The following is a 14,131-nucleotide window of genomic DNA, read 5'->3' as shown; positions in this document are numbered from 1 at the left end:
ATCAGATCCTTCCAAGCACCACCAGAATGATGATGATAACAAGAACCAGCCCTAGACCGCCGCCGCCATAATAGCCGGTGCCGTAAAATGGACCGCCGCCCAGGCCGCTGAAGCCGCCAAGTAGGGCGAGAATGAGAATGATGATGAGAATTGTGCCGAGGCCCATGGTTTCTTCCTCTTGTGACTGTGCGATCCCGCGCGCTTGTTATGACGAGATCAACTCGCAAGCGGCACGCATGTTCCGCTGACATGCGGGCCTTCTATTCACCGCTGACCGAATGGGATGAAACAACTGGCGACCCAGGGTTGGCCTCGAGCTTGATGGGGACCAGAAACATCAGCGCAATGGCAATTGCGATCGAAGCGATGATGGTAGCCGTGCTGAATATGTCCTTCATGTTCGACCTCAATATTCGAAGATGCTGAACAACGATCGGCCTCATCTCCTGTTCCACCTCACCCCTGTGGAACCATTTTCGCACACGCGACGTTTGAGGCAGCCCGCTTAGGGTGATCATGGGACAGAACGGAGGCAGACATGGGCGTACTTATCGGCATTCTGATCACCTTCCTGGTAATCATCCTGGTGCTCTATCTGGTGCAGCGCCTGCCGCTCGATGCCCGCGCGCGGCAGATCGCGCAGATAATCGTCATCATCATCGGCATCATCTCGTTGCTGAAATATCTTGCGGTGTTTTAGCCGCGATCCATATTTGACACCGGAAACTGAGAGGCCTGGTGTCCCATGAGAAACCTGTCGATCGCACTTTTTGCCGGTATCATCGCGTGCGCAACCGGCACCGCCGATGCTACCCGGCAGGACACGCGCGTCATGAGTTGCGCCCAGGCGCAGGCGCTGATTCAAAGCCGGCACGCCGCGGTGCTCACCACCGGGCCTAACACCTATGACCGTTTCGTGCGCCAGTTCGGCAACGAATGCGACTGGCCGGAGGTGCCGGTATCGATCCCCGTTCCTACCCGCGATGGCGAATGCCGCCTCTATCGATGCCAGGAGCCGGTCTTCGATTTTCCCGACTGAACGACGCACGCTCGCAAACGCGTCGCGCCGACGCACTTTGGGTGTTTGCATGTCGTCTTCCCAAAACCGCCAGGCACTCTTGGGCGACATGCATGGCGCGCGGAACCGTTTCGACCCCCGTGAATTGTAACGAACGGCGTGCCGCGCCGGATCAGGCTGCAGGAGGAACGGCCATGTCCAACGATATCATGCGTAGCGGCAGTTGCCTGTGTGGCGGCGTGCGGTTCAAGGTGGCCGGCGAGCCACTGCGGGTCGGCCTTTGCCACTGCAAGGACTGCCGCAAGACGAGCGGATCGACGTTTCATGCGTATGCGGTGTGGCCGCTCAACGCGTTTGAAACGACCGGCATCACCAGCAGCTATGGCACCAGAAGTTTTTGTCCGACCTGCGGAAGCCGGGTTCCGTTCATCGGCGAGGACGAGGCAGAGGTCACGATCGGCAGCCTGGACATCGCGCCAACCGAAGGGCTGATGCCGAGCTACGAGCTCTGGACCGGACGCCGCGAGTCCTGGTTGCAGGTCGTGCCCGAGGCTCAGCAGTTTGAACATGATCGGATCGCCGATGATTCGGCTGCCGGCGATGACGTCGGCCGGGAACCGCAGCAAAGGTCGGCCTAGGTCGAGTTCCTGGCGGACTTAAGTCTGAACGACGGCGATCTTCAGTCTAACGGAGCCTCCCGGAATGTCCGGGAAACAGACGGCTGGCGATTGATCCGCGTGGACTTTTCCCGGGTTTGGCGGTTTTCAACCACCGGTCGGTTTGCCGGCCAACCAGCTGCCGCTAGCATTTGCAACGCGGCAAAGTGCGAGGCCGTGGACCGGCTCGGTTTCGGAAAGCAGCACGCATAGAGTTTTATCCGCCTGACAAATATAAGAATTTTCAACCATGTTTCTTGGGGCAACACAACCTCTGGGATTGTTTCGCTTGCTATTCTCTGTTCTTATCGCGTGAAGTACCAAGCAGCAGTTGCAACGCCAAGTGAAATTTCTTTCGGCTCAAGAAATTTTCTTAAGCATGGTCTTTCTGGTTATGTCGAATATGAAGCTCGAAATTGCCGCAACCAATAAGCCCTATGACTTCGTTCCTTGTACAAAAGGCCATCTTTGTTTCTTTCAATTTTTGCTACATAGTGTTGCCGAATCTTGAAACCGGACGGGGCGGTTTTCATGACGTCGGCGACTGAACACGGCCGAAACATGCATATGCGGTATCCACCGATCGACGGGTTCTGGACCTGGGACATCAAGCGTGACCGTGTCTATGGCGACGCCAATCTTTCAGATTATTTTGGCCTGACGCTCGACGAATTCTCGCATGGCGCGTCGCTGGAACGATGGATGCAAAGCATCGACCGGGATGACCGTCCAAGGGTCCGATTGGCTATCCGCAAGGCGATAGAGCGCAGGTCCGGTTTCAGGGAAGTCTACAGGGTCCGCTCGGAAAAGATGGGGCTGCGCAAGATCCTGGCCGTCGGCCAATGTTATGTCGACGAGGTGGGCGAGGCAGCGCTCTATCCCGGCTGGTTCGTCGATCTGACGAAGGATGCCGCGTGCGAGGAGCAGGCGCTGCGCGAGATCCACAACCATGTCGGGCAGGCCAAGGACATCGCGCAGGCTATCGGACACGACATGTTGTCCTATCTTCTGGACAATATCGAGGAAGAGGTCGAGCAGCGGCTTGACGGAAGACTTAGGAGGCGAAGATCGTCCTGAGGCCGATCGTTTCCGGACTAGCTTCCAGGCTGCGGTTTGCCGCGCCTGCCGACTTCAGCCGTGACCAAGCGCGCGAAATGCGACTGGGGCGATCGGCGCTCTATAAGCCTGGCCCGCTCCAGGGCCGCATCGCCATAAAATTCGATCAGCACGCCGGCGGCTTTGGCGGCATCGGCTCTCAACCGGCCAAAATCGGCCTGCCCGCTCGCATTCGAGGGCTCGCTTCTGGCAATCACGTCAAGCATGGCTTGAAACTTGTCAGGAGTGCTGCCCTCATCTTCGTGCATGGTCGCTGTCCGATTGGGCGCGTAAAATATCGACATTTCGGCCCAATGTCCAACAGGTTCGTTGATCGGGCGACAGTGCAACCGAGTGCAGCTTCACCGCGAGTGACGCAACAATCTTCATACAAGCATAGTGAGCCAAACTTACCGCGCAGACATTTGGGGGGCACCCATGGACCAGCCTAGCAAAATGGAAAACCTGCAGTTTGCGCAGGGGATCTTGCGGGAGCTTCGCCAGAAGGCGGAAGCCGATGGCGAGAAGCTCCTGACATATCTTATCGACATGGCTTATCTCGAAGCCAGCGACCGTATCCGCGCGCACTGGATCGGCAGCCACGAGCACGAGGGCCGCCGCGCCAAGGGCTGAGGCGCGCAAGGCAATTACGGGAAAGCGCGTAGCGGCTTTCCGTACAGAATTTGCGCCAAAACAAATGGATAGAGCGGTTTCCTTGTTTCCGTGAAACGGCGCCGCCTTCGCCGCCAAGGCACCCCAGGAACGCAAAAAAGCCCGCCATGCCTTCCGGCATGGCGGGCTGGATCTGAAGTGACGGCGCTATCCGATAGTTCCGCTGCCGGCCTATGACGCGGCGGCCTTCTGGCGAACGGGAAGCTTCCACCCCGGCCGTGCGAAATGGCAGGTATAGCCGTTGGGATAGCGCTCGAGGTAGTCTTGGTGCTCGGGCTCGGCTTCCCAGAACGGGCCCACCGGGGCGAGTTCGGTGACGACCTTGCCCGGCCACAGGCCGGACGCGTCGACGTCGGCGATCGTATCCTCGGCGATCCGCTTCTGCTCATCGCTGGTGTAGTAGATCGCCGAGCGATAGCTCATGCCGATATCGTTGCCCTGGCGATTCCTGGTCGTCGGATCGTGGATCTGGAAGAAGAATTCGAGCAGCGTGCGGAAGTTGGTCCTTGCCGGGTCGAAGATGATCTCGATCGCCTCGGCATGGGTGCCGTGGTTGCGGTAGGTGGCGTTGGCGACATCGCCGCCGCTGTAGCCGACCCGCGTTGAAACCACGCCGGGCAAGCGTCGGATCAGATCCTGCATGCCCCAGAAGCAGCCGCCGGCAAGGACCGCGCGTTCGGTGGATAAAGCCATGTCACACCTCCTTTGGATTGCTCCATAGATAGGCGTTACGGCCGGCTTCTTCCAGCGGCTCGAGTGGCTGTCCGCCAAGGCTTGGCGGATTTCGCGATGATTAGTCAGCCACCGAAGGCGAGCACCCCCCTGCATATGCGCGGCGGGTGTTCGGGATTTACGGAGATCAGCGCTCCCGGCCCCGGCCACCGTGGTCGTGATCATGGCCGCCGCCAAGGCAGCTATTGGCGCTGGTGCCGCAGCAGCGACCGCTCCAAAGGTCGTTCGTGGGGTTGCTGCATCCTTGTTTGGCGCTCTGCTGGTCGGCCATTGCCGAACCGGCAAACGCAGCGCCGGCGACAACGGCAAGAAGAGTATTGCGAAGCACTTTGGTCATCCGAGTTTCTCCGTGCAATGAACGTCCATTTGCAGCGATATGTCGCCTGGAGACATGAAATGGTTCACGGAGGTTTCGAAAAAAACCGTCGCGATGACGTCAGTGTTTAGAAAATCGGCCGCCTCGCCTTCACGCTGCGCGATCAGGAATCCGAAGTCGGTTTGAACCTTCGGATCACCACCTCGAAGACGATGTCCGAAAAGCAGCGACGATCGCGGCGCGCTGCTGCGGCGAATAATGCCCGGCATCGTCGATGGTCATGAAGGTGACGTGTCGGGACATGGCAGCTCCAGTTCCTCGCCCCGCGAGAGCGGGGAGAGGTGGGCGCGGCGAAGCCGCGACGGAGAGGGGACGGCGCCGGTGTTCGATCAACGGGCGAGAGCGGCGAAGCTGTCGCCCTACGAAGGCCCCTCTCCGGCCGCTGCGCGGCCACCTCTCCCCACGCTTCGCGCGGGGCGAGGAAAGCGCTCAGCCCTTATACCCCTCATTCACGCAATCATTCTTCCAGGCCCAGTCGAAATCGGCCTGCGACATGGACGAGCCGAGGCCCGGTTCGACATAGGGGCCGGCACCGTCGATATAGACGATGAAGCGCGCTTCCTTGGTGTAGATGCCGATCTTGGCAATGATGACGCCGCAGGTCTGGCCGGTGGCGCTGTCGCCGGTGAGGTCGACATGCGCGAAGGTCACCGCCGGATCGTTGATCAGGCCGCGCATCTTGGCCTCGGCCGACGCGATCGCCTCGGCGCGCCAGTCGCCGCTGGAGCCGGTGCAGGCCGAGAGCAGCACGCCAAGAAGAAGCAGTTTTGACGCTTTGCGCATGCCTGTCACGACCGGCGATGGATGTGCATCACTTTCGGCGCCAGCGCATCCATGAACATGTAACAGCGGCCAAGCAGCGCCTTCTTGCCGACCTCGTCGAAGACGTTCGCGCCAAGCGGCGTGACCAGCACTTCATCCTTGGCCAGGCCATCCAGATGGCGCGCCTCGATCTCGGCCCAGTGCGCCTTGGCAATATCGGAAAGCACCACATTGAAGGCGGGATGGTCGTAGCCGACCAGGACATTGCCGTCATCCATGGGCGACGGCTGCATGTCGGGGTGATAGTTGATTATCCGCGACAGGGTTCCGACCGCGGCCATGGACGCGGCGCCGTCGGACAAGCCGTCGTCCAGCAACACACAGGTGCCGTTCCGCAGCACGGCGAAATCACGTCCGCCATTGAAGTAATAGCTGAAGCGGTCCTCGATGCGGTCGAGCGGCTGGGAAAAGGAGGGACGCCATTTCGGCACCGGCGGGTCCATTGCCAGCACCTTGCGGACCAGAGCCGGTTGAAGAGCGAGCGCCGACAGAGCACCGGTCAAAACCACTCGTCTGTTCACGGTTGCCGCCCTGTGAAATCATTCGGCATGCAGTCTAATTGGGGAGCGATATTTCGCAACCCTGGAGCGTATTGCTCAGGTCGGGCCTTGCACCGCAAAATTTTGGCCACTCGTCTTTTCATCTTCGGCCTTGTGCGGTAGGTCTTGCCCCGCATCGGCGACACCGATGTTTGTTGGGCCTCAGCATTGTGCGCGGCCTTTACTCTACGCGGGTGGGAAAGCCACCCTTTGCCATGACAGATCTATTCGAGGCGATGCGCCTGTCCGCCGAGGACAGAGAGACCGCTCATCTTTTCTTCAGCGAAGCCGGCAAGATCCTGGTGCCGCTCCGCAAATCGACAAATGCCATGACAGGTCAGGAGATGCTGGAGGGGCTGCTGTCGCCCCCCGATGACGACGACGGCACACTGGCCAACGACTTTCTCGGTGAGCTCGGCAAGACGGTTCCGTTGGAAAGCCTGCGTCGCCTGCTCACATCGGCCAATCCCCGGACGCGAGCGACAGGCGCATTTCTAGCCACGTTTCAGAACCAGAACATCAGCTCGATGGTGGGCGAACTGGCGGCGCTGCTGGCGGATGACAACCCGCGAACGCGCTTCGATGCCGTGGAGTCTATCCTGCGATGCAGCACGCGCGGCCAGAACGACTATCTCGCGCAAGCCCTGTTTGCTCTGGATGATGAGCACCCAGGCGTGCGCATGGGAGCCGTCCAGTTCGTGCGCTTTGCAAAGGACTGGCAGTTGAAGTTTGCCCGCCAGCGCGCCGCGTCGCTCAGGCCACAGACGCCGTTTTCGGCGATAGCGGACATTACCGGGCAGCGGCGCGACGATGCATCAGGCATGATCCGCGCGATGCTGGACCATGCCGAGCCAGTCGTGCGGCGTTACGGTCTGGGCCTGGCCGGCCGAGCGAGGTTGGTGGTCGTTGACGCCTATGTCGAATGGGCGAAGGCGTCCGCCGATCCTGAGATCAGCAAACTGGCCGCGGATTGCATCGAGCACAACACCATATCGCAGCATGCGATATGGCAGTCGTCACTGCCGGCGCCCCTCTGAACTTTCGCGTCCGGGCACGCGAAGGCGACGCTCCATCCTGACAATTGCGGGATGGAGCGAAGAACGAAGTCCGCCGGCGAACCGGCGTCACCTCTTGCCAATCCTCTCCACCTCGCCGGCGCTCAAAAACCTCAGCACCACATCGCTCATGCCGAGCAGTGGCGTGAAGGTCACGATGGTGATGCCGTCGGTGGCATTCGTGCGCGTCAGCCCCTCGGAATAGATATCCAGCGGCGGTTCCTCGTCGAACCAGACGCCGTGCAGCGTCTCGCCCTGCCATTTCTCGCGGCCCTTCTCATAGCTCTTGAAGGAGAGCACGCTCTCGCCGGCCTGTATGTCGCCGCCACCGCCCCAGCGCACGATGACGCTGTCCAGCGCGCCTGGGGCGCCGCGGCCCATCACGGTGCCGGCGATCGCATCGGCGGGGATCATGCCGGTGCCCCATGCGCCCTGCTGCTGCGGCGGGCCGACCAGCACGCGCTGCGGATTGTCGCGCGTGCCTTCACCGGTGACGCCGGCGGCCCAGAGCCGCACCGGAGTGTCGAAAACCTTGCCCACCCACCAGTCGGGATAGCGGCCGGTAAGGTGCATGGCCCATTCCGCGCCCCCTGCCCTGGTCTTGCCGAGCTGGTTGCCAGCCATGAACAGGCGCTCGCGGTGCGTCGCGCCCGCCGCGTGAAAATAGGCTTGGCGCTCGTACGGCCGATAGGCCGCCAGCCGATTACGGTTGCGCCGCCTTTCCACCTCCTCCAGCAGCGCCAGGTAGGTTCGCATCAAGGAGGAACGGGCGGAGGCTGGCTTCGAGGCCACGGATACGGCTGCGGATCTCCTCATCGCTCAGTTGCTCGAGATTGTTTTTGTCGGCATCGAGATTTTCTGAAAAATCCTTAGGCAGCAGGGTCAGCACGACCTTGAGATATTGATCGGGCTTTTCGGCCCTGACCGCCGCGATGACGCCGGCGCCATGGGCGCGAAAATCGGCGCGCAGCGCGGCGGCGAAGTCGTCGACGAGCGTTTTTCGCGCACGCTTCGGGCGGGCGGGCGGAGCGGCCTCGACTCGAGGAGCCTTCGGCTTTCGCCCTGCCCGCTTCGCGCCGGCGGGCATGCGGCGCACAGCCTTGCTTTCGTCAGCCATGGGCGATCGCATCGGATGGCTTTGCCGGCTTCGCCCTGCGGACCTTGCGCGCCGGCTTTTTTCGCGGTTTGGCGCGGACGGGTTTCGGAGGCTCGCTATCGGTGGCCGGCGCGGCCATCGCCTTCAGCTTGGCCGTCGCGGCACGGACCGCCGATGGGTCGAGGCCCTGGCGCGGAAAGCCGAAGCCGGCGACCGCCTCGACGGGACCCCCGCGCGCCATGCCGATCAGCACACCCGGCGCGACCTGCTCGACGCGGCCATGGCGGCGTGGCGGGTGCGCGTTCTCGAACTCGCCGATGGCGCTGACGATCTCGGCGCCGTCATCGGCGGTGATGATGGTGGCGTAGCGTGGCATCTGGGCCTCGGGCAAAAACGTTGGCAATCGGAAGCGTTGCGTTCCTTCGCGCCCCCTCTGTCCTGCCGGACATCTCCCCCATAGGTGGGGAGATCAGATGTCGCCTCGGCTTTCGCCAATCGCCAACCTTGCAAAGAAAGAGCGCCGTCGGCGGAACTGCCAATCTCCCCCCTCGTGGGGGAGATGTCCGGCAGGACAGAGGGGGGCGCTGTCCCGCCAGCCTTTCAGCAATTGTTTGCACCGGCGACAAAAAACCCGCCTCGCGGCGGGTCGTTGGCGCAAATCAGCACCATGGACAAAATAGTAGCATAGCTGCCCTCACCGGGCAACAGGTTACAGGTATATTTTCCTATCTTTCTGAAGGCCATGCAGGGCGAGGCCATCCGCGCGCCACAGCCATGGGTTGAACCGCCAGCCGAAATCCGGGCGAATTTTGTCGGAACCAACCGTGATGCGACGGGTTCCACCCTTAGTCGCCAACGCGACAGACCCTGCAAGAGCGTCTCGCAACAGAGGAGAAGAATCATGCTTACGAGGATCCTTGCGGCTTCGGCCCTGACCATCGGCCTCGCCACCGCGGCGCTGGCCCAGACAGCCGGCACCACCGGAAACGACGGCGCGGGCGGCAGCGGCCAGAGCATCACCGTCGAGCCGAGGACGCCGGCCGCGACACCGCCTGACCAGATGGCGCCGGATACCGGCACGACCGGCAGCATCACCGGCGGCGACATGAATTCCAACGCCGACAAGAACTGCCCGAACAGCCCGCAGGGCGCGCAGGGCAATGCCAACAACACCACGGCCACCACCGTGCAGCCGAACGTGAACGACAAGAATTGCGGCAAGTAGGTTCACGCCGCATTCATCGAGCAATGGCCGTGGAGTGAGCTCCGCGGCCATCGGTTTATGACCAGGTCCGACAGCTCGGCATTTGGAGATTTCGGGCGGGAACCATGCGGCTCCCCGGCCGTTTCAAGGGCGAAAAGGAGAAACCCCATGGCTGACAACGAAAGCACTACCGGCAGCGCTGCAAACGGCACCGGAACGTCGACAACAAGCTCGGCGCGTCCCCGCAGCGCCACGTCGCGCGGCAGTGGCGCGTCGCGTAGCGCCGCCTCGCGCGGCAGCACGCGTTCTTCCAAGGCATCCGAAGATGCCACGAAGAAGCAGATCGCGCAGTTGAAGCGAGAGGTGAGCCGGCTGAACCGCGCGCTTTCCGACCAGGCCGAGGAAGCCGCCGAGACCGCGCAAGGCTGGTACCAGAGCGCGGCCGACCGCGCGTCGAACCTCTACAGCGGCGCCACGGATCGTGCTTCGAACCTGTATAGCGGCGCGTCGGACCGTGCTTCCCGCACGGCCAGGCAGTTGCGCAGCCAGGCGCATAGCGTGTCGGAAACCGTGCAGCAGAACCCCGGTACCTTCTCGACGGCGATGCTGATCGGCGGCCTGGTCGGCTTGCTGGCAGGCATGGCGATCAGCCGCAGTGCCGACCCCGAGCCGGACTGGCTCCGTCGCTGGCATCGGTAAGATTTCGGTCACGGCAACATCCGGCCGGGACCGCCCGCAGTAGTGAGCGTAGGCGCCTTGTAGCGGCCGCGCGGAAAGAAGGGCCGGGCCGTTGCGCCCGGCCTTTCTGTTGCAGGTCTTTTCGTTCCAAGGTTGTGCCGCCCCTGCCCTTCTGTTGTGGCCGGTTGTCCCGGGCTGGTCATTAGCCGGAGCTTATGGGATCATTCCGTTAGGGAATCGCGGAGAGCGGCATGGACAGACCTGCCATGGCATCCGTCTTTCGGATGCGGCATGTGCCTGCAAGCATTTCGGGCGTTCGCAGCCTTGGCCAGGGCCAGGCCGATCCGATCTTCAATTCGAGGCCGCTCGGCGAAGCGATCCGATTCATCGCCCAGGCCGAGGGCCAGTACGACCTCAGCGCCGTCGCCATCTTCTATGGCGACCGCCAGACGCCGCCCCTCGGCAACCGCGAAGTCAGGCAGATCTGGAGTGAATATGGCGAACAGCTCATGGAGGCTTGAGCCGGCTCCTCGGGAAGTGATCCTTCGAAGACCTTCCGCGCCCGGTTCCATCACGCAATCGACCCGATATCGTTTCCCCTGTGCGCCGCTATCAAGTTAGCCCGGACTTCGAACATCCAAATCGAAGCAGTGGACCAAGACTATTTGTTTGAAACTGTTCTCGTCCGTCTTGTCCGCGTCACGGAATTTTGCTTGGTTCAGGCGCGATTTGATTTCAGGGGGATACATGCGTTTCAATATGCGTTTTGGCGCGGTGCTGCTCGGCGCCGCGATGCTGGCGGGCTGCAACACAGTCACCGAAGGCCAATGGAACACCGCGCAGGCCGTGATGCACGGGAGCCCGGCGGTGAAGCGGGATGTGATCAAAGGCTGCGTGGCGCGCCAGACCGCCAAGCCACTTGCCGAGCGAAAGCTCGAGAGCCAGGTCTTCAACGTCGGGTTGGAGCGCCTTCCCTCGACATATTGCAACCGCCTCTGGAACGCCTTCGCCAAGGGCCGCATAAGCTATGCGGACTACCTCAAGCTCTGGTCGTCGACGGCGGACAACAGCAAGGTCATCAAGATCATGCAGGGCAACTAGCCGATGAGCGAAGGCATGACGGCCCTGCTCGGCTATGTCATCTCGTGGCTGCCGATGGTGCTGATCCTGTGGATCTATGTCTATTTCGGCATGAAGCTGGTGCGCGTCCAGCGGACCTCGGCGGCGGCGTTGGAAACGATCGCGCGGAAACTCGGCGATATCGATGCCCGCCTGGCGCGGCGTGAGGAGCGATCGGGCGAAGGGGCGCGCGAGTGAAATCCACCAGGAGGCCCATGGGCCGGGTGGAAGCAGGAAGCCATGTTCGACGAGATCGGAACGCCACCTGAACTTCAGGATGTGATCGACGACTGCTACGAGGCGTTCGCCTCCTACCGGCCGCCGCGCTGGCTGGACGCGCCGCCTTATCGCGATCCAGCCGCGATCCTGGCAACACTGAGTTCGGCACCGCTGCGCCAGCTCACCAGCGATCAGCTCGGGCCTTACGCCTCCTGGGCGATGACGACCGTCGGCGGCGAAGACGACTACAAGCATTTCCTGCCGCGCATTCTCGAGCTGGCGATCGGCGACCAGAGCCATCCCGGCATCGATCCGCCCGCCATCGCCGGCAAGCTGAGATATGGAGGGTGGCCGACCTGGTCGGTCGAGGAGCGGGCGGCGGTGCAGGCCGTGTTTGCCGGCGCATGGCGCTATGCGCTCAAGCAGCACCCCGACGACTACGATCCCGAACGCTGGCTCAACGGCATCGCGCTTATCGATAGCGACCTCGATGCGGCGCTGGCCGCCTGGCTTTCGTCGCCGTCGCCCAACGCGACGCTGCAACTGGCGGAGTTCTTTCGCGGTACCGCTGAGCGGCTTTTCTCTGACAGGGCCAACCGCGATTTCTGGCAGGGAGCGGGTGACGAGGCGATCGAAACCATGCGGCGCTGGCTGCCCAGCGAACCGGTGGTGGACCGGCTGCTGTCGGCGGGCGGCACGGTCGGGTCAGGGGATGAGTGGCGGATCGACCAAGCGCTGCTGGCGCTCAACGCGCTGAGCCCGGCCAGACCGCGCTAGCTTCCTGCCTGGCGGCCGCATCGTCGCCTCCGGATCGGAAATGCCGCTCATGCGTTCTTGAGGCGAGGTCAATGGGAGGAAGCACCATGAACGTCGCCAATCTTCAGCTCGAGGGCCTGCTGATGGCCGTCGCCGCTATAAACCACGTGCTCGTCAAGAAAGGCGTGCTGAGCGTCGAGGAGATCGACATCGCGCTGCGCAAGGCCGAGGCCAGCGAAACCAATGAGGAGCGCTCGGAAGGCATGTCGGCGTCGAGCCGCGACGCCGTCAATTTTCCGATCCGGCTCTTGGAACTCGCCAACCAGTGCCAGCCCGAGGCAGACATTCCGTCCTTCTCCAAGCTGGCGCGCATGGTCGGCCAGATGAAGGAGCCGTATAACGACCAGATGTGAGGCGTGTGGGAAGGCGCCTTGCCTGGAGATGCCGGCACCGCCCCTCATCCGCCCCTTCGGGGCACCTTCTCCCCGTTGAACGGGGAGAAGGAAATAAGGGTCACGCCCGGCCCGGCCAGCCCTGGCGCAGCGCAAGCACGCTGCCCGGGCCGTGCACGGCGGCGTAGAGCAGGCCGGCGGCGAAGGGGAAATGCGACATGAAGGCGCCGAACTCAGCCTGCTCGGCGGCCCAGTGCGACGGGCCGTGGAAGGCAAAGCCGAGGAAGGTGACATAGACCGCGCCGATCAGCGCCAGCGGCGTCAGGAAGGCGCCGGTGAGGAAAGCGATCACCAGCAGCGTCTCGAGGATCGCCGCGCACCAGGCCAGGAACAGCGGAAACGGGAAGCCGGCGGCGGCGATGTAACCGGCGGTGGCGCCCATATCCATGAACTTGAAGGCGACGCCCATCGCGAACATGGCGGCGAAGATCAGACGGGCGATTAGGATGGCAATGGTCCGCCAGGTCGATTGGGTGCTTTCCACGAGTATCCCTCCGGATTGTTGAAGCGGGTGATGTGTCCCAAGGACGGACGAGCCGTGGTGGTTCCGACAGGGGGTGCGATTTTTGTTGGAGGGGCTCGGTTTCCTCGCCTCCGCCGCAGGCGGGGGAGAGGTGGCGCTGCGAAGCCGCGACGGAGAGGGGGCAGCGCCGGCGATGGCAGGATGAACGCCACGCGACGAGCCCTTCCCGTCCGGCTCGGCACTCTATGAAGGCCCCTCTCCGGCCGCTTCGCGGCCACCTCTCCCCCCGCTTCGCGCGGGGCGAGGAAGGAGGCTCAGCCGACCTTCGCCTGCGGCGGATGGCTGATCGAGTCGCGCACGGTGCCGTACTCGGCGCCCCAGCGGTCGGTCATGTCGCAGCGTATATCCCAGAGCTCGGGGAAGAAGCGGTGGCGGGCGCCGCCTTCGAGGATCTCCACCGGCCTGCCCTTCAGCGACTTCGAGCCGAGCCCGATCGAGCGGTGGATGAGATAAAGGTGGTTGGCGCGGAATTTCTGGAACAGTTCGTCGAACTCGATCAGCGCCTCGGCCACGACGTAGGAATCGCCGTGGTCGTAGCGGGCGTCATAAATGTCCTCGACGGAGAGCCCGCGGCCATCGAGATAGGCATGCTTGAAGGTCCGCCAAAGATCCGGCGGCAGGCGCAGCAGAAACTTGAAGCCCGGCGATTCCTGGCCGCTGCCATTGCCGAGCTGCAGGCGGATCTGCTGGTACTCCTTGGGCGACATGGTCTCCAGAAGATCAAGCTGCGCCGTCATCATGCGCATCAGCCGGTGCACGCGGCCCATCAGCGTGACGATGCGGTGCGTGTCCTGCCTCTCCAGATAATCGAGCACGTCGACCAGCGTGTAGGCGATGAGCTTCATCCAGAGCTCCTCGACCTGGTGCACGATCTGGAACTGCAGTTCGTCGGCGTTGACCATTTCGGACAGCGGCTTCTGGCAGGTCAGCAGCTTGTCGCATTGGAGGTAGACGCCATAGTCGCGCATCTCCGGCATCTCGATGCGGGCGTGATAGTCCTTTTTGTCCATGGCTCATCTCCTCGCGCGGGCATGGTTTGGGATGTTGCAAAGAGGATAGCGCTTTCGGCTTGAACATTGTTCCTTTCTGTTATCCAAATGGCATTAAATGAAGGACGGA

General features: G+C 62.5%; 26 protein-coding genes. 13 read left to right on the top strand and 13 right to left on the bottom strand.

Going from position 1 to position 14,131, the window contains the following annotated elements; genetic code table 11:
• Window position 1: 1 nt before the first annotated feature.
• Entirely contained in the window at window positions 2-166 is a 165-nt protein-coding gene (locus DPM33_RS12935; protein WP_112097828.1) for a DUF3309 family protein, read from the bottom strand.
• Window positions 167-260: 94 nt separating this feature from the next.
• A complete protein-coding gene (locus tag DPM33_RS36210; protein WP_167449048.1) occupies window positions 261-398 on the bottom strand; it encodes a hypothetical protein in 138 nt (45 codons plus the stop codon).
• A 140-nt stretch (window positions 399-538) separates the two neighbouring features.
• Here DPM33_RS36210 and DPM33_RS12925 point away from each other — a divergent pair, with 140 nt between their 5' ends.
• The 4 genes from DPM33_RS12925 to DPM33_RS12910 all read left to right on the top strand — a co-directional run bounded on the left by DPM33_RS12925 (window position 539) and on the right by DPM33_RS12910 (window position 2,751).
• Window positions 539-700, top strand: a complete 162-nt coding sequence (locus DPM33_RS12925; protein ID WP_112097826.1) for a Thivi_2564 family membrane protein — start codon at window positions 539-541, stop codon at window positions 698-700.
• A 45-nt stretch (window positions 701-745) separates the two neighbouring features.
• On the top strand, window positions 746-1,039 hold the full coding sequence (locus DPM33_RS12920) for a hypothetical protein (RefSeq protein WP_112097825.1): 294 nt from the start codon (window positions 746-748) through the stop codon (window positions 1,037-1,039).
• 173 nt (window positions 1,040-1,212) lie between these two features.
• Window positions 1,213-1,656 carry a GFA family protein gene (locus DPM33_RS12915; protein WP_112097824.1) on the top strand — a complete coding sequence of 148 codons (444 nt, stop codon included), beginning with the start codon at window positions 1,213-1,215 and terminating at the stop codon, window positions 1,654-1,656.
• Between the two features lie 585 nt (window positions 1,657-2,241).
• Window positions 2,242-2,751 carry a PAS domain-containing protein gene (locus tag DPM33_RS12910; RefSeq protein WP_167449047.1) on the top strand — a complete coding sequence of 170 codons (510 nt, stop codon included), beginning with the start codon at window positions 2,242-2,244 and terminating at the stop codon, window positions 2,749-2,751.
• A 17-nt stretch (window positions 2,752-2,768) separates the two neighbouring features.
• On the opposite strand, the gene DPM33_RS12905 is transcribed toward DPM33_RS12910, so the two are convergent.
• On the bottom strand, window positions 2,769-3,038 hold the full coding sequence (locus DPM33_RS12905; RefSeq protein ID WP_146770240.1) for a hypothetical protein: 270 nt from the start codon (window positions 3,036-3,038) through the stop codon (window positions 2,769-2,771).
• A gap of 169 nt (window positions 3,039-3,207) precedes the next feature.
• Between DPM33_RS12905 and DPM33_RS35815 the strand changes: the two genes are divergently transcribed.
• Entirely contained in the window at window positions 3,208-3,402 is a 195-nt protein-coding gene (locus tag DPM33_RS35815) for a hypothetical protein (protein ID WP_127235553.1), read from the top strand.
• 210 nt (window positions 3,403-3,612) lie between these two features.
• On the opposite strand, the gene msrA is transcribed toward DPM33_RS35815, so the two are convergent.
• The 5 genes from msrA to DPM33_RS12880 form a co-directional block, all read right to left on the bottom strand.
• Entirely contained in the window at window positions 3,613-4,134 is a 522-nt protein-coding gene (gene msrA / locus DPM33_RS12900; protein WP_112097821.1) for a peptide-methionine (S)-S-oxide reductase MsrA, read from the bottom strand.
• A 166-nt stretch (window positions 4,135-4,300) separates the two neighbouring features.
• Window positions 4,301-4,510, bottom strand: a complete 210-nt coding sequence (locus DPM33_RS12895; RefSeq protein ID WP_112097820.1) for a hypothetical protein — start codon at window positions 4,508-4,510, stop codon at window positions 4,301-4,303.
• Window positions 4,507-4,758, bottom strand: a complete 252-nt coding sequence (locus DPM33_RS36205) for a hypothetical protein (RefSeq protein WP_167449046.1) — start codon at window positions 4,756-4,758, stop codon at window positions 4,507-4,509. Before DPM33_RS36205 ends, DPM33_RS12895 begins: the two co-directional genes overlap by 4 nt.
• Before the next feature lie 220 nt (window positions 4,759-4,978).
• The gene (locus DPM33_RS12885) at window positions 4,979-5,332 is read right to left on the bottom strand and encodes a hypothetical protein (RefSeq protein WP_112097819.1); all 354 of its coding nucleotides are present in this window, start codon (window positions 5,330-5,332) and stop codon (window positions 4,979-4,981) included.
• Between the two features lie 5 nt (window positions 5,333-5,337).
• Window positions 5,338-5,892: a hypothetical protein gene (locus tag DPM33_RS12880; protein ID WP_146770239.1), complete on the bottom strand. Its 555-nt coding sequence runs from the start codon at window positions 5,890-5,892 to the stop codon at window positions 5,338-5,340.
• A 233-nt stretch (window positions 5,893-6,125) separates the two neighbouring features.
• Here DPM33_RS12880 and DPM33_RS12875 point away from each other — a divergent pair, with 233 nt between their 5' ends.
• The gene (locus DPM33_RS12875) at window positions 6,126-6,947 is read left to right on the top strand and encodes a HEAT repeat domain-containing protein (protein ID WP_112097817.1); all 822 of its coding nucleotides are present in this window, start codon (window positions 6,126-6,128) and stop codon (window positions 6,945-6,947) included.
• Between the two features lie 87 nt (window positions 6,948-7,034).
• Here DPM33_RS12875 and DPM33_RS12870 read toward each other — a convergent pair whose 3' ends face one another.
• The 3 genes from DPM33_RS12870 to DPM33_RS12860 are packed head-to-tail and all read right to left on the bottom strand — an operon-like array spanning window position 7,035 to window position 8,437.
• Complete coding sequence (locus DPM33_RS12870; protein WP_245442115.1) at window positions 7,035-7,721, bottom strand: terminase large subunit domain-containing protein; 687 nt, start codon at window positions 7,719-7,721, stop codon at window positions 7,035-7,037.
• Complete coding sequence (locus DPM33_RS12865) at window positions 7,669-8,082, bottom strand: hypothetical protein (protein WP_112097815.1); 414 nt, start codon at window positions 8,080-8,082, stop codon at window positions 7,669-7,671. Before DPM33_RS12865 ends, DPM33_RS12870 begins: the two co-directional genes overlap by 53 nt.
• A complete protein-coding gene (locus DPM33_RS12860; RefSeq protein ID WP_112097814.1) occupies window positions 8,075-8,437 on the bottom strand; it encodes a hypothetical protein in 363 nt (120 codons plus the stop codon). The genes DPM33_RS12865 and DPM33_RS12860 overlap by 8 nt, the downstream gene beginning before the upstream one ends.
• 525 nt (window positions 8,438-8,962) lie before the next feature.
• On the opposite strand from DPM33_RS12860, the gene DPM33_RS12855 reads away from it, so the two are divergent.
• The 7 genes from DPM33_RS12855 (at window position 8,963) to DPM33_RS12825 (ending at window position 12,450) form a co-directional block, all read left to right on the top strand.
• Window positions 8,963-9,286: a hypothetical protein gene (locus tag DPM33_RS12855; protein ID WP_112097813.1), complete on the top strand. Its 324-nt coding sequence runs from the start codon at window positions 8,963-8,965 to the stop codon at window positions 9,284-9,286.
• A gap of 147 nt (window positions 9,287-9,433) precedes the next feature.
• Window positions 9,434-9,964 carry a hypothetical protein gene (locus tag DPM33_RS12850; RefSeq protein WP_112097812.1) on the top strand — a complete coding sequence of 177 codons (531 nt, stop codon included), beginning with the start codon at window positions 9,434-9,436 and terminating at the stop codon, window positions 9,962-9,964.
• 230 nt (window positions 9,965-10,194) lie between these two features.
• A complete protein-coding gene (locus tag DPM33_RS12845; protein ID WP_112097811.1) occupies window positions 10,195-10,464 on the top strand; it encodes a hypothetical protein in 270 nt (89 codons plus the stop codon).
• Window positions 10,465-10,690: 226 nt separating this feature from the next.
• Window positions 10,691-11,044, top strand: coding sequence for a hypothetical protein (locus DPM33_RS12840; protein WP_112097810.1), 354 nt, complete (start codon window positions 10,691-10,693; stop codon window positions 11,042-11,044).
• A gap of 15 nt (window positions 11,045-11,059) precedes the next feature.
• Entirely contained in the window at window positions 11,060-11,260 is a 201-nt protein-coding gene (locus tag DPM33_RS12835) for a hypothetical protein (RefSeq protein ID WP_146770238.1), read from the top strand.
• A gap of 42 nt (window positions 11,261-11,302) precedes the next feature.
• A complete protein-coding gene (locus DPM33_RS12830; protein WP_112097808.1) occupies window positions 11,303-12,058 on the top strand; it encodes a hypothetical protein in 756 nt (251 codons plus the stop codon).
• 86 nt (window positions 12,059-12,144) lie between these two features.
• Window positions 12,145-12,450 (top strand): hypothetical protein, encoded by a 306-nt coding sequence (locus DPM33_RS12825; RefSeq protein WP_112097807.1) that lies wholly within the window; start codon window positions 12,145-12,147, stop codon window positions 12,448-12,450.
• Between the two features lie 100 nt (window positions 12,451-12,550).
• Here the strand turns inward: DPM33_RS12825 and DPM33_RS12820 are convergent, their stop codons facing one another.
• On the bottom strand, window positions 12,551-12,973 hold the full coding sequence (locus DPM33_RS12820) for a DoxX family protein (protein WP_112097806.1): 423 nt from the start codon (window positions 12,971-12,973) through the stop codon (window positions 12,551-12,553).
• 293 nt (window positions 12,974-13,266) lie between these two features.
• Window positions 13,267-14,022, bottom strand: a complete 756-nt coding sequence (locus tag DPM33_RS12815; RefSeq protein ID WP_112097805.1) for a tryptophan 2,3-dioxygenase family protein — start codon at window positions 14,020-14,022, stop codon at window positions 13,267-13,269.
• Window positions 14,023-14,131: the final 109 nt, after the last annotated feature.

Source organism: Mesorhizobium hawassense (assembly GCF_003289945.1).
Taxonomy (GTDB): domain Bacteria; phylum Pseudomonadota; class Alphaproteobacteria; order Rhizobiales; family Rhizobiaceae; genus Mesorhizobium; species Mesorhizobium hawassense.
The sequence above is the reverse complement of the archived record's forward strand: the minus strand, read 5'-3'. Positions and strand labels throughout refer to the sequence as shown.

Bases quoted from the DNA above. Each gene is read 5' to 3' on its own strand.
- DPM33_RS12935 (WP_112097828.1), bottom strand. From the start codon at position 166: ATGGGCCTCGGCACAATTCTCATCATCATTCTCATTCTCGCCCTACTT.
- DPM33_RS36210 (WP_167449048.1), bottom strand. From the start codon at position 398: ATGAAGGACATATTCAGCACGGCTACCATCATCGCTTCGATCGCAATT.
- DPM33_RS12925 (WP_112097826.1), top strand. From the start codon at position 539: ATGGGCGTACTTATCGGCATTCTGATCACCTTCCTGGTAATCATCCTG.
- DPM33_RS12920 (WP_112097825.1), top strand. From the start codon at position 746: ATGAGAAACCTGTCGATCGCACTTTTTGCCGGTATCATCGCGTGCGCA.
- DPM33_RS12915 (WP_112097824.1), top strand. From the start codon at position 1,213: ATGTCCAACGATATCATGCGTAGCGGCAGTTGCCTGTGTGGCGGCGTG.
- DPM33_RS12910 (WP_167449047.1), top strand. From the start codon at position 2,242: ATGCGGTATCCACCGATCGACGGGTTCTGGACCTGGGACATCAAGCGT.
- DPM33_RS12905 (WP_146770240.1), bottom strand. From the start codon at position 3,038: ATGCACGAAGATGAGGGCAGCACTCCTGACAAGTTTCAAGCCATGCTT.
- DPM33_RS35815 (WP_127235553.1), top strand. From the start codon at position 3,208: ATGGACCAGCCTAGCAAAATGGAAAACCTGCAGTTTGCGCAGGGGATC.
- msrA (WP_112097821.1), bottom strand. From the start codon at position 4,134: ATGGCTTTATCCACCGAACGCGCGGTCCTTGCCGGCGGCTGCTTCTGG.
- DPM33_RS12895 (WP_112097820.1), bottom strand. From the start codon at position 4,510: ATGACCAAAGTGCTTCGCAATACTCTTCTTGCCGTTGTCGCCGGCGCT.
- DPM33_RS36205 (WP_167449046.1), bottom strand. From the start codon at position 4,758: ATGCCGGGCATTATTCGCCGCAGCAGCGCGCCGCGATCGTCGCTGCTT.
- DPM33_RS12885 (WP_112097819.1), bottom strand. From the start codon at position 5,332: ATGCGCAAAGCGTCAAAACTGCTTCTTCTTGGCGTGCTGCTCTCGGCC.
- DPM33_RS12875 (WP_112097817.1), top strand. From the start codon at position 6,126: ATGACAGATCTATTCGAGGCGATGCGCCTGTCCGCCGAGGACAGAGAG.
- DPM33_RS12870 (WP_245442115.1), bottom strand. From the start codon at position 7,721: ATGCGAACCTACCTGGCGCTGCTGGAGGAGGTGGAAAGGCGGCGCAAC.
- DPM33_RS12865 (WP_112097815.1), bottom strand. From the start codon at position 8,082: ATGGCTGACGAAAGCAAGGCTGTGCGCCGCATGCCCGCCGGCGCGAAG.
- DPM33_RS12860 (WP_112097814.1), bottom strand. From the start codon at position 8,437: ATGCCACGCTACGCCACCATCATCACCGCCGATGACGGCGCCGAGATC.
- DPM33_RS12855 (WP_112097813.1), top strand. From the start codon at position 8,963: ATGCTTACGAGGATCCTTGCGGCTTCGGCCCTGACCATCGGCCTCGCC.
- DPM33_RS12850 (WP_112097812.1), top strand. From the start codon at position 9,434: ATGGCTGACAACGAAAGCACTACCGGCAGCGCTGCAAACGGCACCGGA.
- DPM33_RS12845 (WP_112097811.1), top strand. From the start codon at position 10,195: ATGGACAGACCTGCCATGGCATCCGTCTTTCGGATGCGGCATGTGCCT.
- DPM33_RS12840 (WP_112097810.1), top strand. From the start codon at position 10,691: ATGCGTTTCAATATGCGTTTTGGCGCGGTGCTGCTCGGCGCCGCGATG.
- DPM33_RS12835 (WP_146770238.1), top strand. From the start codon at position 11,060: ATGACGGCCCTGCTCGGCTATGTCATCTCGTGGCTGCCGATGGTGCTG.
- DPM33_RS12830 (WP_112097808.1), top strand. From the start codon at position 11,303: ATGTTCGACGAGATCGGAACGCCACCTGAACTTCAGGATGTGATCGAC.
- DPM33_RS12825 (WP_112097807.1), top strand. From the start codon at position 12,145: ATGAACGTCGCCAATCTTCAGCTCGAGGGCCTGCTGATGGCCGTCGCC.
- DPM33_RS12815 (WP_112097805.1), bottom strand. From the start codon at position 14,022: ATGGACAAAAAGGACTATCACGCCCGCATCGAGATGCCGGAGATGCGC.